Source organism: Streptomyces liliiviolaceus (genome assembly GCF_018070025.1).
Taxonomy (GTDB): Bacteria; Actinomycetota; Actinomycetes; order Streptomycetales; family Streptomycetaceae; genus Streptomyces; species Streptomyces liliiviolaceus.
The window spans coordinates 5,717,611-5,736,323 of sequence record NZ_JAGPYQ010000001.1 but is presented as its reverse complement, the minus strand read 5'-3'; the positions used below and the strand labels follow the sequence as shown (position 1 = coordinate 5,736,323).

17 protein-coding genes are annotated in these 18,713 nt (G+C 72.4%); 8 read left to right on the top strand and 9 right to left on the bottom strand.

Annotation, left to right across the window (positions count from 1 at the left end):
• Window positions 1-67 precede the first annotated feature (67 nt).
• The 6 genes from lysA to modA all read right to left on the bottom strand — a co-directional run bounded on the left by lysA (window position 68) and on the right by modA (window position 5,615).
• Window positions 68-1,477 (bottom strand): diaminopimelate decarboxylase, encoded by a 1,410-nt coding sequence (gene lysA / locus J8N05_RS24975; RefSeq protein ID WP_210886203.1) that lies wholly within the window; start codon window positions 1,475-1,477, stop codon window positions 68-70.
• Window positions 1,478-1,490: 13 nt separating this feature from the next.
• Window positions 1,491-1,931, bottom strand: a complete 441-nt coding sequence (locus J8N05_RS24970) for an SAV_915 family protein (RefSeq protein WP_210886200.1) — start codon at window positions 1,929-1,931, stop codon at window positions 1,491-1,493.
• 183 nt (window positions 1,932-2,114) lie between these two features.
• Window positions 2,115-2,534 carry a TOBE domain-containing protein gene (locus J8N05_RS24965; protein WP_210886197.1) on the bottom strand — a complete coding sequence of 140 codons (420 nt, stop codon included), beginning with the start codon at window positions 2,532-2,534 and terminating at the stop codon, window positions 2,115-2,117.
• 248 nt (window positions 2,535-2,782) lie between these two features.
• A complete protein-coding gene (locus J8N05_RS24960) occupies window positions 2,783-3,901 on the bottom strand; it encodes an ABC transporter ATP-binding protein (protein ID WP_247706466.1) in 1,119 nt (372 codons plus the stop codon).
• Window positions 3,898-4,770, bottom strand: a complete 873-nt coding sequence (gene modB / locus J8N05_RS24955; protein ID WP_210886194.1) for a molybdate ABC transporter permease subunit — start codon at window positions 4,768-4,770, stop codon at window positions 3,898-3,900. The genes J8N05_RS24960 and modB overlap by 4 nt, the downstream gene beginning before the upstream one ends.
• Entirely contained in the window at window positions 4,767-5,615 is an 849-nt protein-coding gene (modA, locus tag J8N05_RS24950) for a molybdate ABC transporter substrate-binding protein (RefSeq protein WP_210886191.1), read from the bottom strand. The genes modB and modA overlap by 4 nt, the downstream gene beginning before the upstream one ends.
• Before the next feature lie 376 nt (window positions 5,616-5,991).
• Here modA and J8N05_RS24945 point away from each other — a divergent pair, with 376 nt between their 5' ends.
• The 4 genes from J8N05_RS24945 to J8N05_RS24930 all read left to right on the top strand — a co-directional run bounded on the left by J8N05_RS24945 (window position 5,992) and on the right by J8N05_RS24930 (window position 10,040).
• Window positions 5,992-6,468 carry a molybdopterin-dependent oxidoreductase gene (locus J8N05_RS24945; RefSeq protein ID WP_210886188.1) on the top strand — a complete coding sequence of 159 codons (477 nt, stop codon included), beginning with the start codon at window positions 5,992-5,994 and terminating at the stop codon, window positions 6,466-6,468.
• The gene (locus tag J8N05_RS24940) at window positions 6,465-7,763 is read left to right on the top strand and encodes a methyltransferase domain-containing protein (RefSeq protein ID WP_247706465.1); all 1,299 of its coding nucleotides are present in this window, start codon (window positions 6,465-6,467) and stop codon (window positions 7,761-7,763) included. The genes J8N05_RS24945 and J8N05_RS24940 overlap by 4 nt, the downstream gene beginning before the upstream one ends.
• A 75-nt stretch (window positions 7,764-7,838) precedes the next feature.
• Window positions 7,839-8,774: a LysR family transcriptional regulator gene (locus tag J8N05_RS24935; protein WP_210886185.1), complete on the top strand. Its 936-nt coding sequence runs from the start codon at window positions 7,839-7,841 to the stop codon at window positions 8,772-8,774.
• A gap of 105 nt (window positions 8,775-8,879) precedes the next feature.
• On the top strand, window positions 8,880-10,040 hold the full coding sequence (locus J8N05_RS24930) for an NAD-dependent formate dehydrogenase (RefSeq protein ID WP_210886182.1): 1,161 nt from the start codon (window positions 8,880-8,882) through the stop codon (window positions 10,038-10,040).
• 59 nt (window positions 10,041-10,099) lie between these two features.
• Here J8N05_RS24930 and J8N05_RS24925 read toward each other — a convergent pair whose 3' ends face one another.
• Together J8N05_RS24925 and J8N05_RS24920 are read right to left on the bottom strand one after the other, a co-directional pair.
• Window positions 10,100-10,492, bottom strand: a complete 393-nt coding sequence (locus J8N05_RS24925) for a TOBE domain-containing protein (RefSeq protein WP_210886180.1) — start codon at window positions 10,490-10,492, stop codon at window positions 10,100-10,102.
• 61 nt (window positions 10,493-10,553) lie between these two features.
• Window positions 10,554-11,942, bottom strand: coding sequence for a glycoside hydrolase family 43 protein (locus J8N05_RS24920; protein WP_210886177.1), 1,389 nt, complete (start codon window positions 11,940-11,942; stop codon window positions 10,554-10,556).
• A 334-nt stretch (window positions 11,943-12,276) separates the two neighbouring features.
• On the opposite strand from J8N05_RS24920, the gene J8N05_RS24915 reads away from it, so the two are divergent.
• The 3 genes from J8N05_RS24915 (at window position 12,277) to J8N05_RS24905 (ending at window position 15,424) form a co-directional block, all read left to right on the top strand.
• Entirely contained in the window at window positions 12,277-13,200 is a 924-nt protein-coding gene (locus J8N05_RS24915) for an SDR family oxidoreductase (protein ID WP_210886175.1), read from the top strand.
• A gap of 69 nt (window positions 13,201-13,269) precedes the next feature.
• Window positions 13,270-13,746, top strand: a complete 477-nt coding sequence (locus tag J8N05_RS24910) for an SRPBCC family protein (protein ID WP_210886173.1) — start codon at window positions 13,270-13,272, stop codon at window positions 13,744-13,746.
• Window positions 13,747-13,789: 43 nt separating this feature from the next.
• Window positions 13,790-15,424 (top strand): phytoene desaturase family protein, encoded by a 1,635-nt coding sequence (locus J8N05_RS24905; protein ID WP_210886171.1) that lies wholly within the window; start codon window positions 13,790-13,792, stop codon window positions 15,422-15,424.
• An 18-nt stretch (window positions 15,425-15,442) separates the two neighbouring features.
• Here J8N05_RS24905 and J8N05_RS24900 read toward each other — a convergent pair whose 3' ends face one another.
• Window positions 15,443-16,606, bottom strand: a complete 1,164-nt coding sequence (locus tag J8N05_RS24900; RefSeq protein WP_210886169.1) for a helix-turn-helix domain-containing protein — start codon at window positions 16,604-16,606, stop codon at window positions 15,443-15,445.
• Between the two features lie 289 nt (window positions 16,607-16,895).
• On the opposite strand from J8N05_RS24900, the gene J8N05_RS24895 reads away from it, so the two are divergent.
• A complete protein-coding gene (locus J8N05_RS24895; RefSeq protein ID WP_210886167.1) occupies window positions 16,896-18,689 on the top strand; it encodes an FAD-binding dehydrogenase in 1,794 nt (597 codons plus the stop codon).
• Window positions 18,690-18,713 lie beyond the last annotated feature (24 nt).

The following is an 18,713-nucleotide window of genomic DNA, read 5'->3' as shown; positions in this document are numbered from 1 at the left end:
TCGCGCGCGTGTGTGCGGACGCCGGCCCGCCGCCGGGGGTTCCGGCGGCGGGCCGGGGTGCCGGGTGCTACAGACCCACGTCGCGGCGGCTCATGTCGTCCAGCGACTCGCGGCGTACCAGTACGCGTGCGATCCCGCCCGACACCGCGACGACCGGGGGACGGCCCACCAGGTTGTAGCCGGACGCCATGGACAGGTGGTACGCGCCGGCCGCCGGGACGGCGAGAAGGTCGCCCGGGCGTACGTCACCCGGGAGTTGCACCTCGTCCGCGAGGACGTCACCCGCTTCGCAGTGCCGGCCCACGACCGTGACCGTGCGGGGCGGTGCCGACGAGTGGCGTCCGATCAGCCGGGGCGCGTACCGGACCCCGTACAGCGCGGGTCTCGGGTTGTCGCTCATGCCGCCGTCGACGGCGACGAACGTGTGCTCGCCGGTGCGCTTGACCGCCAGCACGTGATAGATCGCGACCCCGGCGGGTCCGGCGATCGCCCTGCCCGGTTCCAGCATGAGCCGCGGGACGGGCAGCCGGGCCCGGGCGCAGCCGTCCGCCAACTCGGCGCGCACGCGGTCGGCGAGCGCATCCACGTCGAGGCTCGCCTCGCCGGGCCGGTAGGCGATGGCGTGCCCGCCGCCGATGTTCAGCCGGGGCAGGACGACACCGTGCTGGTCGCGGATGCGGGCCAGCAGCCCGATCAGTCGCCGTACGGCGGCCACATACGGTTTCACGGAGCCGATCTGCGAGCCGATGTGGCAGTGCAGGCCGACGAGTTCCAGGTGCGGCTGGTCGAGTATCCGCGCCACCGCGTGCTGCGCCGAACCGTCCGTGAGGGACAGGCCGAACTTCTGGTCGTCCGTGCCGGTGCGCACCTTGGCGTGCCCGCCGGCCGCGATCCCCGGCACGACCCGCACCATGACCTGCTGGCGGGTGTCCGCGGGCGTGATCGCGGCCAGTCTGGCGATCTCCGAGGCGCTGTCCACGACGATGACCCCGACCCCGAGCCGCAGCGCGGTGCGCAGGTCGTCGGGGCTCTTGGCGTTGCCGTGCAGCACGATCTTCCCCGGCGGGAAGCCCGTGGTGACGGCGAGCGCCAGTTCTCCGGCGGAGCAGACGTCCAGGCCCAGCCCCTCCTCCCGCACCCAGTGCGCCATCGCACGGCACAGGAACGCCTTGGCCGCGTACACGACGTCGGCCTCCGGGAACGCCGCGCGATAGGCACGGCAGCGTTCCCGGACCTCCTGTTCGTCGAGCACGTACACGGGGGTGCCGAAGCGGTCGGCGGCCTCGGTGAGGGAGACCCCGCCCACGGAGACGTCCCCGCCAGCCTCGGGGCGCGCCGAACGGGGCCAGACGGACAGCCCGTCGGTCTTGCTGTCGCTGCTGTCGCTGCTGTTGCCGCTGTCGCCGAGGAGCCGGGACAGGGCACCCGAATCCGCGGGCAGGGAGGACGGGAGGGACGAGTGAACGGAAACGGTCATGGCGGGCGCCTCCTCAGCCGATCAGCAGGTTCAGGTACGAGACGACGGCGGCGGCGCCGGTCACGCGCAGCGCACGGGTGTGCAGCGGGCGCCTGCCGTGCCACGAGCGCCTCTCCTCGCGGGCGTCGGAGCCCGTGTCGGCATTGGCGGGGGAGGTCGCGGCCGTGACCGGGGGAGCGGAGAGCTGCGGGTCGACCGTGAGGGCGGTGACGCCCAGCGGCGCGGCGAGCGCGCGCAGCGCCGGTTCGGAGAGCCTGATGCAGGCCTGCTCCGTGCCCAGCGTGGCGGCCAGCCGCGCCGCCGAGGTGAATCCGACGGCCGTACGGCCGCCCAGGGGAGTGCGGAAGAATCGGGCCGTGCAGCCCGCGGGCCCCGACCGGACGGGGACGAAGAGAAGTCCGGCCGGGACGCGTTCGGAGGGCTCGGGGTCCTCGCAGTGGTCGATCGCAGACATCAAGCTGCTCCTCGCAGAAGGCGATGTGCGGCGCGCGGCCGGATCGGCCGGGCGCTCCAGCGAAGCTATGCCCGCCGACCGGGGGCCGGGCCGCCCTCCTGACGGATGCTTGACGTGCGCCCCCGCACTCATGACGCGATCATGACGCGGGTTCCGAGGGAGCAGTCCCCGGGGTGTGGTCTCTCACGCCGTCGCGAGGGAGACCTCGGTCGACTTCATCAGGGCGACCACGGAGGAGCCGGTCGCCAGACCCAGGTCGGTGACGGCGTCCTTGGTGATCGCCGCGGTCAGTTCGCCCCCGTCGACCGTGATCCTGACGGAGGCCATGGCGCCGCCGGTGGTGACGTCGGTGACCGTGCCGGGCAGCTGGTTGCGGATGGACAGGCCCTCCACCGGGCCGGTGGCCACCGCGACCTCCGTCGCCTTCACCAGCGCGCGGACGGCGGAACCCTCGGCGAGGCCGAGGTCCTTGACGGACTCCAGCGTGATGGCCGCGGTGAGGACCTGGCCGCCGTCGAGGCGGACCTTGACCGTCGCCATCGCCTCACCTGCCGAGACGGAGGTGACGGTGCCGGGGATCTGGTTGCGGATGCTCAGGCTCATGACGGAACGCCTCACAGGGGAAGGGGTGGTTTGTCGGCTTTGGGTGCTGCTGGGGTCACCGTAGCCGGGCCTGACCGGGTGACGGTTCAGGCTCCCCCGTCGACCGGCCCCGTCGACCGGACGTGCCGAGAGACCCAGTCGACCGGCCGCACCGACCGGCCGCACCGAGCGGCCCGCACGAGCCGCCAGATGCCGGGAGGCGGCCCGTGCAGGGCCGCCCGACGCGGGAGGCGGTCCGCGCAAACCCCTCAGACCGGATACGCGTGCGTCTGCGTGGCCTTCACCGACGCCCAGACCGCCGCGCCCGGGTGCAGATCGAGTTCGGCGGCGGCGGCCGTGGTCAGGTCCGCGGCGAGAGGCAGTTCGCCGGTGAGGTCGGCGCGGATCTGGTCGCCGTGGGTCTCAAGGCCCGCGACCTCGCAGGCCCAGAGGTTACGGGCGCTGACCCCGGTGGGGCGGTCGCGGTGGAGGGTGACCGAGCTGGGCGGGAACGCCACGAAGACCGAGCCGCGCAGGGCCTCCGTGGTGGTGATGGAGGGACCCGCGTCGAGTTGGACCGCGTGCCCGTCGGCCTCGCCCCGGTAGAGGTTCAGACCGACCAGCTGGGCGATGTAGTCCGTACGGGGACGGCGGGCGATGTCGGCCGGTGCGCCCTCCTGGACGACCCGGCCGTCCTCGACCACGACCAGCCGGTCGGCCAGCACCATCGCGTCCAGCGGATCGTGCGTGACCAGCACGGCGACCGCCTCGAACTCGGCGAGATGGCGGCGCAGCTGGGCCCGTACCTCCAGCCGTGTCCGGGCGTCCAGGGCGGCCAGTGGCTCGTCGAGCAGGAGCAGCCGGGGGTGGGTGGCGAGCGCGCGGGCCAGGGCGACCCGCTGGGCCTGACCGCCGGAGAGCCGGCGCGGCTTGGCGCCGGTGTGGTCCGCGAGCCCCAGGCGGCCCAGCCACTGCGCGGCCTGCGCACGCGCTTCCGCTTTGCTCGCGCCCTGGCAGCGCGGTCCGAAGGCCACGTTGTCCAGGGCGGTCAGGTGGGGGAAGAGAAGATAGTCCTGGAAGACGACGCCGACCGGGCGGGACTCCGGCGGCGTACGCTCCAGCGCCGTGCCGTCCAGTCGCAGCCGGCCGCCGGTCAGTGGTGTCAGACCGGCCAGGGCACGCAGTGCGGTGGTCTTGCCGGCGCCGTTCGGGCCGAGCAGGGCGACGACCTCGCCGGGCGCGACGCGCAGCGCCACATCGAGACGGAAGGTGCCGCGCTCGACGACGAGATGCGCGTCGAGACCCGCGTCGAGACCCGCGTCGGAGATGTCGGCGCGTACGTCGGGGGTGGCATCGGCGGCGTCGGAGGCGTAACGGGGCTCGGTCATCCTGCTGTCATCCAACGGTCGCGCAGGCCCGCCAGCACCGCGACGGACACGGCCAGCAGGACCAGACTGAGGGCGATGGCGGCCTCCGGGTCGCTCTGCAGGGCCAGATACACGGACAGCGGCATGGTCTGCGTGCGGCCCGGGAAGTTGCCCGCGAAGGTGATCGTCGCGCCGAACTCGCCGAGCGCCCGTGCCCATGCCAGGACCGCGCCCGCCGCGATACCGGGCGCGATCAACGGGAGCGTGACCCGGCGGAACGCGGTGAAGCGGGAGGCGCCGAGCGTGGCGGCGGCCTCCTCGAAGCGCGGGTCGGCGGCGCGGAGGGTGCCCTCGACGCTGATCACGAGGAACGGCATGGCGACGAACGCCTCGGCGATGACGACCCCCGTGGTGGTGAAGGGGAGCGTGATCCCGAACGAGGTGTCCAGCCACTTCCCGACGATGCCGTTGCGGCCGAGCGCCATCAGCAGGGCCACACCGCCGACGACCGGCGGCAGTACGAGCGGCAGCGTGACCAGAGCCCGTACGAGGCCGCGGCCGGGGAACTCGACACGGGCCAGCAGCCAGGCCAGCGGCACGCCGATGACCAGGCTCACCGCGGTCGCCGCCGTGGCGCAGACCAGGGACAGCCGGAGCGCCTGCCACACCTCGGCGCTGGTCAGCAGGTCCGGCAGACTCCGCCAGGGGGCACGCACGAGCAGGGCGATCAGAGGGACGATCAGGAACGCCAGACCGATCAGCGCGGGCACCAGCAGCGGCAGGGGCACGCCCCGGCCACCGGTGCCCTCGCCCGTCCGGACGCGCCGGCGCCGCGGCCCGCCCCGGAGGGTGTCGGCCGCGGCGCCGGACTTGTCGACGGGGAAGGTCACGGCTTGAGGAACCCGGCCTCGGTCAGGACCTTCTGGCCCTCGGCGGACTGCACCAGCGCGATGAACGCCTCGGCGCCCGCGGTGTTCTGCGCGTCCTTGAGGGGGACGATCGGATAGTCGTTGATGGCGTCGTCGGACTCGGGGAACTCCACGCCCTCCACCTTGTCACCCGCCGCGTGTACATCGGTCTTGTAGACGACCGCCGCGTCGGCCTCCTTTAGCTCGACCTTCGTCAGCGCCGCCTTGACGTCCTGCTCGTACGAGACGGGGGTGAGCTTCAGCTTGCTGGCGTCCAGGGCCTTCTCGGCGGCGGCGCCGCAGGGCACCTCCTTGTCGCACAGCACGACCTTCAGGTCCGACTTGGTGAGGTCCTTCAGGGAGGCGATCTTGTCGGGGTTGCCCGGCAGGGTGGCGATCTCCAGCTCGTTGCGCACGAAGGTGGCGGGCGTGCCCGACGCGTCCCCGGCGTCGGTGACGATCTTCATGGTCTTGGGGCTGGCGGACGCGAACACGTCCGCCGGGGCGCCGCCCGTGATGCTCGCGGCCAGCGAGTCGCTGCCCCCGAAGCTGAAGGTGACCTTCGTGCCCGGGTGCTCCTTCTCGAACTGCTCGCCCAGCGTCGTGAAGCTCTCCTTGAGGGAGGCGGCGGCGAACACGGTCACCGTGCCGGACAGCTTGTCCGCCGAGGAGGCGGACGCCGACGCGTCCGACTTCGCCGACGAGGAGTCGGACGCGTCGTCGTCGGACGACGAGCAGGCGCTCAGCGCCAGCAGGGCGGCGGCGCCTGCACCGGCCACCTGAAGGGTCCGACGGGTCCTACGGGTCCGGCGCGCGGTACGGGTCATTACTGGTCCACTCCCTCTGGTCCTCACGGACACCATCATCTGTGGTCCTGACGGACCTTCTGCCATCTGTGGTCCTGACGGACCGTTCGCGCCGTTCCCCGCGCCCCTCGAAAGCGGGGCCGCGCCCCAGCTTCTGCCCTGGGGCGCAGCCCCTCAGGGGCGCGGGGAACGGCGCGGCCAGCCCCCACCGGCCCGCACGTCAGAGCGCCGGGGCTGCCCGGGAACAGCAGGTGTGCACGCGTAGATGATACTGCCGCAAATGCAAGGTCAAAGTCTCTTGTCGCTTTGCACCAGCAGGATCAGGGATCAGGTGGGCTGGCATGTGCGTTTGCACGGGGCGTGCGTCCGGGTACGGTCATCCGGGAGGTGGTAGCCCGTGAGTCAGTCCCTCGCAGTCGCCGGTACGGCAGCCGGCCCGGTGGCGGAGCTCGCCCTCACCGGTGATCTGACCCGTCCGGCCCGGCTGACGGTGTCCGACCTGCTCGCCTGGCCGCAGCACGAGACCGAGGTCAGCTTCGAGTGCGCGACCAGCGGCATCCAGCGGCACCGGTTCACCGGACCCCTGCTGCACGACGTACTGACGGCGGCCGGCCCCGGCTTCGACCCCGCCCGCCGCAAGGAACGCCTGCGCTTCCTGATCGCGGTGTCCGGCCGGGACGGCCACCACGCCCTGCTGTCCTGGGCGGAGATCGACCCCGACTTCGGCCGCGCCCCCGTCCTGCTCGCGGCCACCATCGACGACAGCCCGCTCGACGGCCCGGGACCGCAGCTGGTGCTGCCTCAGGACCGCTGCGGCGCCCGGCACATCAGCGGCATCAGCGTGATCCGCGTGGACGGTGGCTACCTTCTGTGAGCTGGATCGAACCGACAGGCGTCCTGGTCGTCCAGCACCTGCCCCACGAGTGCCCGTACGCCCTCGGCACCGCGCTCGCCGCGGCGGGACTGCCGGTGCACGTGTGCCGGACCTGGGCCGGGGACCCGGTACCCGAGTCACCCGCGGGACTGGCCGCGCTGGTCGTCATGGGTGGCCCCATGGCCGCGTACGACGACTCCCCGGCCTTTCCGACCCGCGCGGCCGAACTGGCCCTGCTGCGGGCCGCGCTGGACGCGGAAGTGCCCGTGCTCGGCGTATGTCTCGGCGCGCAGCTGCTGGCCGTGGCGGCGGGCGGCACGGCCCGTCCCGGCGCGAGCCGGCAGATCGGCTGGGGCGAGGTACGGACGGCTCCGGCCGCGGCCGGAGATCCGCTGTTCGCCGAAGTGCCCGAGCGCCTGCGCGTCCTGCACTGGCACGACGACACCATGGACCTCCCGGCCGGCGCGACCCTGCTGGCGTCCTGCGACCGCTACCCCGTCCAGGCCTTCCGGATCGGCCGCTCGGCCTGGGGGACGCAGTTCCACCTGGAGGTGGACAAGGAGGCGGTCGACGCCTTCGCGACGGCCTTCCCCGGAGAGGCGGCCACCGCCCCCGACCTCCAGGACGCCGCTCCCGCCGAACTGGCGGCACTGGCCCCGCACCGGGACACCGTCTTCGAACGCTTCGCCACCCTGGCCGCGTCCCGGGCGACGGCGACCACGACCCGCGCCTTCTTCACCCCCCGGGCGGCCGCGTGGGAGGAGCGCTTCGCCGTCGACGGCCCCCGCTACACCGCGGCCGTCTCGCGCATGCGGCTGCGCCCCGGACAGCGGGTGCTGGACGTGGGCTGCGGCAGCGGCCGTGCCCTCCCCGCCCTGCGCGCCGAGGTGGGCGCCGAGGGAGTCGTGCTCGGCGCGGACCTCACCCCGGCGATGCTCACGGCGGCCGCAGGGAAGGGTCGCACCGGGCTTCTGCTGGCCGACGCGTGCCGACTCCCGCTGCCCGCCCGGTCGTTGGACGGCATCTTCAGCGCGGGCCTCGTCGACCACGTCCCCGATCCCGCGACCGCCCTGCGCGAATGGGCCCGGGTGACCGCCCCCGACGGTGTCCTGCTGCTCTTCCACCCCTCCGGCCGCGCCGAACGGGCCGCCCGCCACGGCCGCGCCCTGGACCCCGACGACCCGCTGGCCGAGGAGAATCTGAGCCCGGCGCTGCACACGGCGGGCTGGGACCTGGACTGTTACGAGGACGCGGCCCACCATTTCCTGGCACGGGCCGTGCGCCGTACGGACTGACCCGCACCGGCCGACGCCCATGTCTCCGTGCCGAGGTCCGGAGAGCGGGGGCCCGGCGCCCCTGGGAGGTCACGCGTGCAACTGCGCCAGCTCGAATACCTGGTCGCCCTCGCCCGGGAGCGTCACTTCGTCCGCGCGGCGGCCGCCTGCCATGTCTCCCAGCCCTCGCTGTCCGCGGCGATCCGCCGTCTCGAACACGAACTGAAGGTGCCGATCGTGCGACGCGGCCGGCGCTACGAGGGCCTCACCCCGGAGGGCGAGGTGGTGCTGGCCTGGGCGCACCGCATCCTCGCCGAGGGCGACGCCCTCCGCCAGGAGCTGTCCGCCCTGGGCGACGGACTGTCCGGCACCCTGCGCCTGGGCGTGGTCCCCACCGCACTGCCCGCCGCCTCCCTCCTGACCACCCCGTTCTGCGACCGCCACCCCCGGGCCCGGGTGAGCATCGAGTCGCTGTCCTCGGTCGACATCACCCACGGTCTCGCCGAGTTCGAGCTGGACGCGGCCATGACCTACCTCGACGACGACTCCTTGCGCGGGGTGCGGCGGCTTCCGCTGTACGAGGAGCGGTACGTGCTGCTGACCCCGGTCGCAGGACCGCTCGGGAGCGCTGCGACGGCGAGCTGGTCGGCCGCCGCCGCGCTCCCGCTGTGCCTGCTCAACTCCCGTATGCGCAACCGCCGCATCATCGACGAGTGCTTCGCCGCCGACGGGGCCACCGCCGCCCCCGCGATCGAGTCGGACAGCGTCGCCGGCCTCTACGCGCACCTCCCCGGCGGTCGCTGGTCGAGCGTGATCTCGCACGCCTGGCTGCACATGTTCGGCGTACCGGACGGCATGCGGGTGGTCCCGCTGGACGGGCCGGCGCACGGGCCGCGGGTGGGCCTGGTGACCGGCCCCGACGACCCGCCGTCCGTACTCGCCGGGGCCCTGCTGGCGGAGGCGCGCCGGGCCGGCGTACGGGAGGCGCTGGACGTACTGCTGCGGACGTACCTCGACGGTCACGACCAGTGATAGCCGTCGGCTATACGGACATAGCGAGAATCGCTTTGACCAGGGCAATCAGCTGCATGGATCGTGAACTGCACCCGCAGTCAACGCAGTTGAGGAGCCGTGATCATGGCCAAGGTGCTCTGTGTGCTGTACGACGACCCGACCGACGGATACCCGACCACGTACGCCCGTGACGACCTCCCCGCGATCGACCGGTACCCCGGCGGGCAGACCACGCCCACTCCCGAGGCCGTCGACTTCACGCCGGGTCACCTCCTCGGCAGCGTCTCCGGCGAGCTGGGCCTGCGCACCTTCCTGGAGAAGGCGGGGCACACCCTCGTCGTCACCTCCGACAAGGAGGGCGCCGGGTCGGTCTTCGACCGGGAGCTGCCCGACGCGGACGTGGTGATCTCCCAGCCGTTCTGGCCGGCCTACCTGACCCCGGAGCGCATCGCCGCCGCCCGGAACCTCAAGCTCGCCATCACGGCCGGCATCGGCTCCGACCACGTCGACCTGGACGCGGCGGTCGCCCACGGGGTGACGGTCGCCGAGGTCACGTACTCCAACAGCATCAGTGTCGCCGAGCACGTGGTGATGATGACGCTGTCCCTGGTGCGCAACTACCTGCCGTCCCATCAGGTCGTGCTCGACGGCGGCTGGAACATCGCGGACTGCGTGGCCCGCTCCTACGACCTGGAGGGCATGCAGGTCGGCACGGTCGCCGCCGGACGCATCGGCCTGGCCGTCCTGCGCCGTCTCGCGCCCTTCGACGTGAAACTGCACTACACCGACCGCCACCGGCTGCCCGAGGCGGTCGAACGCGAACTGGGGCTGACCTTCCACGAGAGCGCGGCCGACATGGTCCCGCACTGCGACGTCGTCACCATCAACGCGCCGCTGCACCCGGAGACCGAAGGCCTCTTCGGCGACGAGCTGCTCGGCCGGATGAAGCGCGGCGCGTACCTCGTCAACACGGCACGGGCGAAGATCGCCGACCGTGACGCCGTCGACCGCGCCCTGCACAGCGGCCGGCTCGCGGGCTACGCGGGCGACGTCTGGTACCCGCAGCCCGCCCCCGCCGACCACCCCTGGCGCACCATGCCGCACCACGGCATGACCCCGCACATCTCCGGCTCCTCCCTTTCCGCGCAGGCCCGCTACGCGGCGGGCACCCGCGAGATCCTGGAGTCCTGGCTCGCGGGCCGCCCGATCCGCGACGAGTACCTGATCGTGGACGCGGGCGCACTGGCGGGCACGGGCGCCCACTCGTACTCGGTCACCACGTGACCGACCCCTCGGACCGGGCATGACCGGTGGAGGCCACCCCCGCGGCCCACGAGCCGCTCTCAGGTCCGGTCGATATGTACGTTCGTCGACTTGACCCGGGCGGTGGCCTCCACCCCGACCTCAAGGCCCAGCTCCTCCACGGCCTCCCGCGTCAGCAGCGACACCAGCCGGTGCGGCCCGGCCTGGATCTCCACCTGGGCGGCCACGTCACCGAGCTTCACCGCCGTGACGATGCCGGGAAAGGCATTACGGACGGAGGTGTACGAGGTGTCCTCCTCACCGTCGCCCTTGGCGAGCTCGACGGAGAAGGCGGCCAGGTCCTTGCCGTCGATGAGGCGCCGCCCGCCCTCGTCCCGGTGCGTGACCATCCGGCCCGCGTCCGCCCAGCGCCGCGCGGTGTCCGGGCTCACCCCGAGCAGACGCGCCGCCTGACCGATCGTGTATGACTGCATACGCGCCAAGATAGGCGATCATCGTCGGGCCGTACGCGAGCGGTGCGCGGGCCGCCGGAGGTCAGTACCCGACGCGGAACGTCGCGTCCTGCTGCTCCGTGGCCGTGGACACCGGATCGATGCGCAGCACGTAGTTCGAGTGCCGGATGTAGCGGGTGGGGTTGTTGTACGAGCGGAACGACGCCCAGGAGGAGTCGGCGAGGCCCGCCGTACGGTAGAAGGTCGCGTCGCCCGCGAACGCCGACGTCCCGTCGTTGACGTCGAGTTGGAGCGCGTAGTTGTAGTGCCGCAGATAGCGGGTCGGGTAGTTCACCGACTGGAAGGAGACCCCGGAGCTGTCGGCCAGGCCCGGGACGAGCTTCCACTGGGAGTCGGTGTACAGGTCGAAGGGGTAGGTGTCGATGCGGGCGGCGTAGTTGGCGTGGCGGACGTAACGGTCCGGGTAGTTGTACGACTTCAGCCGGTTCCAGGCCGGGGCGCCCCACCGGGTGAGCAGGTTGTTGTACTCGGTCGTGGTGATCGTCGCTATGCCGCAGTGCTTGGAGTTGACCGGCTGGGTGTAGGTCCTCTGGTCGAGCGCGGTCCAGGTGCCGGAGGCCAGGTTGCCGGACTGCCAGGCGTAGAAGACCCCGTTGGGTGTGTAGGTGTCACCCCAGAGAAACCAGTTGCTGCTGGTCAGCGACTTGAACACCGTCGGGGCCTCGGTGCCGCCGTGCGCGACGCCCGCGCTGAACTCGGTGAAGCTGCCCGGGTTGAGGGAGGTGGACCGCGCCGCCACCAGCGTCTGGTTCTTCTTGAAGAAGAGGTAGTTGTAGCCGCTGACGCCGACGGCCATGTCACCGTCGATGACGTCGTACCCGGGATCGAAGAACACCTGCGGAGCCGACGCGGTCACGAAGTCACTGGTGTAGTTCACCATGATGACGTTGTGGCCGCTGGAATTGACCGAGGAGTAGATGACCGCGTACTGACCCCGGCCGGCGTCCCAGAACGCCTCGGGTGCCCAGCTGTGCGTGGTCATGTCGTGCAGCTTGAGCCGGCGGTATCCGGTGAAGCTGCGCAGGTCGGCGGAGTCCCAGACATGGATGTACTGGCTGTTGTAGCTCCAGTCGGTGCCCTTGAGGTCGGTGGCGATGACGACGAAGGTGCCGTCCTGCTTGCGCATGAGGAACGGGTCGCGCAGGCCGAGGGCGCCCGCCGTGGGGGTGACCAGGGGGTTGTTCTGGTTGAGCGGTGTCCAGTTGAGCGAGTCGGTGCTGACGGCGAGATGCAGCCCGTAGTCGGTCCCGAGGCCGAGGCTGGTCGACTCGGTGAAGTAGCACATCACGTACGCCGAGTCCGCCGCGTGGGCGGTGCCGGCGCCGAGAGTCAGTACGCCGGACGCGGCCAGCGGAGTGGCGGCGGCCATGCCGAGCAGGAGGCGCCGGGACGGCTGGGGTCGTGCGCTCATCGTGGTCTCCAAACGGGTGCGGGCGTGACGAAGGGCCCCGGCGGACGCCGTGGGTCGGTATTTCGAACGCGGTTCGGGAGATCGATCAGAAATTAGAGTCCCCCACGATGCACGTCAATGACTCTGACGGGGCCCCTGAGTTCTCTGATGCCGCCCCAGGGCCGCGACACTGCGACGCAGGCCGCCCCTGAGGGGCGCGGGGAACTGCGCGACCAGCCACGACGGGTCCGCAGCCGACGAACGACCCGCGGCGGGCGGTACCCACCGACTCGTGGTCCGATGGAAACGGGCGACCCCACCTGTATCAGGACAAGCCCGCCACGAAGGGAGCCCCGTGAAACACGACCCGCTGCGCGGCCGCACGGTGGTGGTGACCGGCGCCGCCCGCGGCCTCGGCGCCGCCCTGGCACGGGACCTGGCCCACCGGGGCGCCCACCTCGCCCTCCTGGGCCACGAGAAACCGGCCCTGGAGGCTCTGGCGGCCGAACTGCCCACCCCGGCGGCCGGCTGGGAGGTCGACATCACCGACGACGCCGGTATGGCCGACGCGGCCCGAGGCGTACGCGCGACCCTCGGCAAGCCCTCCGTGGTGATCGCCAACGCGGGCATCGCCGAGGGCGGCCCCCTCGCCGAGTCGGACGCGGCGTCCTGGCGCCGGGTGATCGACGTCAACCTCACCGGCAGCGCGATCACCGCACGCGCCTTCCTGCCGGACCTGGTGGACACGGCGGGCTACTACCTCCAGGTCGCCTCACTGGCCTCGATCGGCGCGTCGCCCATGATGAGCGCCTACTGCGCGTCCAAGGCGGGTGTGGAGGCCTTCGCCCACTCCCTGCGGGCCGAGGTCGCGCACCAGGGTGTCGCGGTGGGCATCGCCTATCTCAACTGGACCGACACCGACATGATCCGCGACGCCGACCGGCACGCCGTGCTGCGCGAACTGCGCGGCCACATGCCGCGCCCGGCCCGCCGCGTCTACCCGGCGGAGCACGTCGCCGCCCGGCTGGCGCGGGCCGTCGAGCGCCGCCGCACCGCGGTGTACGTGCCCGGCTGGCTGCTCGCCGCCCAGCTGGGCCGGGTCGCGCTGCCGCCGATCGTGCTGCGGGTGTCACGCCGGGCGCTGCCCCGGCTGGCGGCCCGGGAGCCGTTCCTGCCCACCGGCCTGCTCGGCGCGGGCGGCCGGGCCGACGGCCCAGGTAGCCCAGGCAGTCCAGGCGGCATCGGCAGCCCCGGCAGCGGCAGGTCGCCGGTCGGTTGAACTCTGGATGCCGGGGGACCCGGCAGCGATCACTCCGCTACCGCCGGGTGCGACACGAGGGAGGCAGAGATGGCCGTACGCCACAGGCTCATCAAGAAGAGCCCGCGCGAGGTGTGGTCCGTCCTGGCCGACGGCACCCGGTACGCGGACTGGGTCGTGGGGACGGCGTCCTCGTACCCCGTGCGCGGTTGGTGGCCGCAGGTGCATTCCGCGATCGGCTACGAGGTGCGGGTGGGGCTGTGGACCCTGCGCAACGAGTCGGTCGTACGGGCGTGCGTCGAGGAGCGCGAGCTGGAGCTGGAGGCGATCGCGGGCCCGCTCGGCACGGCCCGGATCGCCATCGAACTGCGGCCCTGGGGCGAGTACACGCTGGTGATCATCGACGAGCATCCGCTGCAGGGCGCCGGTGGCACCCTGCACAACGTGGCCGTGGAGGGTCTCATCCAGGTGCGGCACCGGGCCATGCTCAAGCGGCTGGCCGAGGTGTGCGAGGAGGACGGGAAGAGCGGGTCGCGGCCCGCCCGAGCGGAGCCGAGGCCGGCATGAGAGACGTCGGCCGTGCGAGACGGCGGCGGGACGGGAGGCGGCCATGCCGGACGCGGTAGTCATCGGGGCGGGCCCGAACGGGCTCGTCGCCGCGAACCTCCTGGCCGACGAGGGCTGGAGCGTCGAAGTCCTGGAGGAACAGGATGAGCCCGGGGGCGCCGTACGGCACGACAACGGCGTCGACCCGGACTTCACGAGCGACCTCTTCAGCTCGTTCTACCCTCTCGCCGCGGCCTCCCCGGTCCTGTCCGGACTCGGTCTGGAGCGCTACGGGCTGCGGTGGAGCCATGCGCCCCGCGTACTGGCCCACCCGCTGTCCGACGGCCGCTACGCCGTGCTCGGACGCGACCTCGACGACACCGCCGCGTCCCTGGACGTCTTCGCCGACGGCGACGGCGACGCCTGGCGCGAACTGCACCGGGTCTGGGAGCGGCTGCGCCCCGACCTGCTGGAGGCGCTGTTCACCCCCTTCCCGCCGGTACGCGCGGGCGCCCGGCTTGCCCTGCGCCTGCGGACCGCCGGCGGGCTGCGCCTGGCCCGGTCGATGGTGCTGCCGGTACGGCGGCTCGGCGAGGAGGAGTTCCACGGCGAGGGCGGCAGACTGCTGCTGGCGGGCAACGCACTGCACGCCGACCTCGCCCCCGAGGCCGCGGGAAGCGGCGGCTTCGGCTGGCTGATGTCGATGCTGGGCCAGACGTACGGGTTCCCCGTGCCCGTCGGCGGTGCGGGCGCCCTGATCGGGGCGCTGACCCGGCGGCTGGAGGAACGCGGCGGGGTCCTCCGGTGCGGGGAGCGCGTGAACCGCGTCGTCGTCCGGGAGGGCAGGGCCGTGGCGGTGCGCACGGCCGGCGGCGAGACGGTGTCCGCCGCCCGGGCCGTACTCGCGGACGTCTCCGCCCCCGCGCTGTACGGCGAGTTGGTGGACAGCGCCGACCTCCCGCCCCAGGTGTCGGCCGATCTGCGCCGGTTCCAGTGGGACTTCGCCACCTTCAAGGTCGACTGGGCGCTCGACGGCTCCGTGCCGTGGCAGGCCCCCGGGGCCGTCGGCGCGGGAACCGTGCATCTGGCGGACGGCGTCGACGAGCTGACCCGGTTCGCGGCACAGGTCGCCATGGGACAGGTACCGGACCGGCCGTTCTCGCTGTTCGGACAGATGACGACCGCCGACCCCACCCGGTCGCCCCAGGGCACCGAGTCGGCCTGGGCGTACACCCATGTCCCGCACCGCATCAAGGGCGACGCGGGTGACGACGGACTGACCGGGAGCTGGGACACCACGGAGCGGGAGCTGATGGCCGACCGGGTCGAGCGGCAGGTCGAGCGCTTCGCTCCCGGGTTCCGTTCCCTGATCCGGGCCCGGCGCGTGCTGGCACCGCCCACCCTCCAGGCCCTCGACGCCAATCTGCACGGGGGTGCCATCAACGGCGGCACCACGGCCCTGCACCAGCAGCTCGTGTTCCGGCCCGTCCCGGGCACCGGGCGCCCGGAGACGCCGGTCAAGGGCCTGTACCTGGCATCGGCCTCCGCGCATCCGGGAGGCGGGGTGCACGGCGCTCCCGGCTCCAACGCCGCCCGCGCCGCACTGCGCAGGAACCTCCCGAACGGTCTGACCCGCGCCCAGCGCCTGCTGTCCCGCCGCGACCGCAAGGGGGACCGCGGGCCCGGACCCGGCGGCTGACCGCGACGGTTACAGGGGCTACGGGTCCTGTCGCAGCCAGGTCGTCAGGGCCCACCACCAGTGCAGGGTGCTCAGCGGTTCGGCCAGGGGCCCGGAGGCCAGGTCGGTCAATGGGTGCCCGGTGATCTGCTGGAGGCGGCCGAGCCGGTAGCGGACGGTGTCGGGGTGGGTGAACAGGGCCGTCGCGCTCTGGTCGAGACGGCGGCCGCTGTCGAGGAACGTCAGCGCGGTGACGGCGAGTTGGCGGTGGAAGGCGTCCGACTCGTCGAGGGCGCCCAGGAGTCGTTCGCTCAGGTGCGCGCCCAGGAGCGGTTGGTCGTCGAGGGCGATCTCGGCGGCGAAGTCGGTCAGCTCGTACAGGCCCTGACGCCCCTGCCGTACACCGATGTCCACGGCCCGGACGCAGAGCCGGTACAGCGGGCGGATCTCCTCCAGGGGAGCGGCCGGTGAGACCACGACCAGGGCCGATGTTCCCGTTTCCCCGATCCCGGGCATCCGTCGGCACAGACCGGCCGGCCGTCCCTCGATCAGGCCGGACACCGCGCCGAAACCGGAGAGCCGGTCCATGAGGAGGCGTACGGCCGCGGGGTCGCCGGCGTCCGCGACGACACAGTGGTGCGGTCCGCCGCCCGGACGCATCCCGGCTCCCGCCATCTCCAGGGGTGACGGCACCACTCCGCCGACGAGCAGTCTGCGCAGTACGTTCGTGCGGACCTCCGCGCTCTCGTGCGGGGTGGCCCGCTCGGCGGCCCGGTAGCCGTTGATCACATGGCGTTCGATCGCGTCGCCGTACTCGTTGAGGCGCAGGACGACGCTCAGCAGGGTGCCGTCCGGCACTCCCGCCGCCCGGCAGCGCTCCACGGTGATCTCCAGCGCACGGCCCAGTCCGGCCTGGACCCCGCGCAGCACCGCGGTCATCGCGACACCCTGGCCCGCCCGGTCGGCCCCCAGTAACAGGGCGGCCGTGAAGTCCTGTTGCTCGACCCCGTCGAAGGTGGCGAACCATTCGCCGGCGGCGCGGATCATGGCCCTGACGTGGGAGCGGCTCTCCGCCTCGGTGAGCCGGGCGACCTCGGGGGAGTGGGCCCGGGCGGCGCGGACGAGCTCGCCGCACACGTCGTCGTCGACGGCCATCGTGCGCAGGATCTCGGTGACCGGTTCGCGCTCGTGGACGACAGCCATGCGTCGATTCTCCCTCCGCGGTCCGTCCGCGAACCTTCCGCGGCCCGTCCACCGTCCGTCCGTCGCCCGTGCGCGCTGTCGCCGGGCCACAACGAAGCCGTCCGCACGTTGGTGTCCGGCCACTACCACATCGCTGTGACGACCTGGTTCCCTGTGGGCTACCGACGGTAACAGTGCGGCACTCCCAGGAACATCCCCCGTAACCCGTAACCCGTAACCCGTAACCCGTAACCCGGGCCCGTCCCGTACCCCGTCTCGCATCTCCTCCGTCTCCTCCGGAAGGCAGTCCATGGAGAACTCACCGGCCCCGGCCGCGATCACTCGGCGTCGTGCCCTGACGGCGGCGGGCGGCGCGCTCGCCGCCACCGCCCTCGCACAGGCGACCGCGCCCGCCTTCGCGGCCTCGGCCGCCGCCTCGGACGCGGACGCGATCGTCGTCGGAGGCGGACTGGCCGGCCTGGTCGCCACGGCGGAACTGGCCGCGGCGGGCCGTAGGGTCCTGCTGCTCGACCAGGAACCGGCGACCAATCTCGGCGGTCAGGCGTTCTGGTCCTTCGGCGGCCTGTTCTTCGTCGACTCCGACGAACAACGGCTGATGGGTATCAAGGACTCCCAGGAACTGGCCTGGCAGGACTGGCTGGGCACCGCCGGCTTCGACCGCGGCATCACCGACAAGACGGGCCAGGACCACTGGGCCTACAAATGGGCCGAGGCGTACGTGGACTTCGCGTCCGGGGAGAAGCGCTCCTGGCTCGCGGGCCTGGGCGTGCAGTGGTTCCCGATCGTCGGCTGGGCGGAGCGCGGCGGCGGTCTCGCGGACGGCCACGGCAACTCCGTGCCGCGCTTCCACGTCACCTGGGGCACGGGTCCCGCGGTCGTCGAACCGTTCGAGAAGAAGGTGCGGGCGGCCGTCGCCGACGGGAAGGTCACCTTCAAGTTCCGGCACCGCGTCGATGGGCTCGTGACGACCAACGGGGCCGTCACGGGCGTCCGGGGCGCCGTCCTGGAGCCGAGCGACGCAGCCCGCGGCAAGCCCAGTTCCCGCACGGTGGTCGGTGAGTTCGAGCTGCGCGCCCCGGTCGTCATCGTCACCTCCGGCGGCATCGGCGCCAACCACGACCTCGTACGGCAGAACTGGCCGGCCCGGCTCGGCACCCCGCCCAAGAACATGATCACCGGCGTGCCCGCCCATGTGGACGGCCGGATGCTCGCGATCACCGAGAAGGCGGGCGGCCGGATCGTCAACCCCGACCGGATGTGGCACTACACCGAGGGCCTCAGGAACTACGACCCCATCTGGCCCGGACACGGCATCCGCATCCTGCCGGGCCCGTCGTCCATGTGGTTCGACGCCACCGGCAAACGGTTCAGCGCCCCTGACATGCCCGGCTACGACACCCTCCACACCCTCAAGTCGATCACCGCCTCCGGATACGACTACTCGTGGTTCGTCACCACGCAGAAGATCATCGCCAAGGAGTTCGCGCTCTCCGGCTCCGAACAGAACCCCGACCTGACCGAGAAGAACATCTGGAAGCTGCTCTCGCGCATCTGGCAGACACCGGAGCCGATCGAGAAGTTCAAGAAGAACGGCGTGGACTTCATCGTCGCCACGACCCTGTCCGAACTCGTCCGCGGCATGAACAAACTGACCGGCGACGGACTGATCGACCTGGCGGACCTGCAACGCCAGATCGAGGCGCGCGACCGGGAGATGGACAACCCGTACACCAAGGACCTCCAGGTCATGGGCATCCGCAACGCCCTGTCCTACCCCGGGGACAGCCTCAGCCGTACGGCGGCGGCGCACAAGATCCTGGACTCAAGTGCGGGGCCGTTGATCGCCGTTCGCCTCAACGTCCTGACCCGCAAGACCCTCGGCGGCCTCCAGACCGACCTCTCCGGCCGGGTCCTGAACGCGGCCGGCACGCCGGTGCCCGGTCTGTACGCGGCCGGGGAGGTCTCCGGGTTCGGCGGGGGCGGTGTCCACGGGTACCGGTCCCTTGAGGGGACGTTCCTGGGCGGGTGCCTGTTCTCCGGGCGGGCGGCGGGGCGGGCCGCCGCGGCGGCGACCGGGACCTGAGCCCGGGGTCGGACCCGGCCGCGG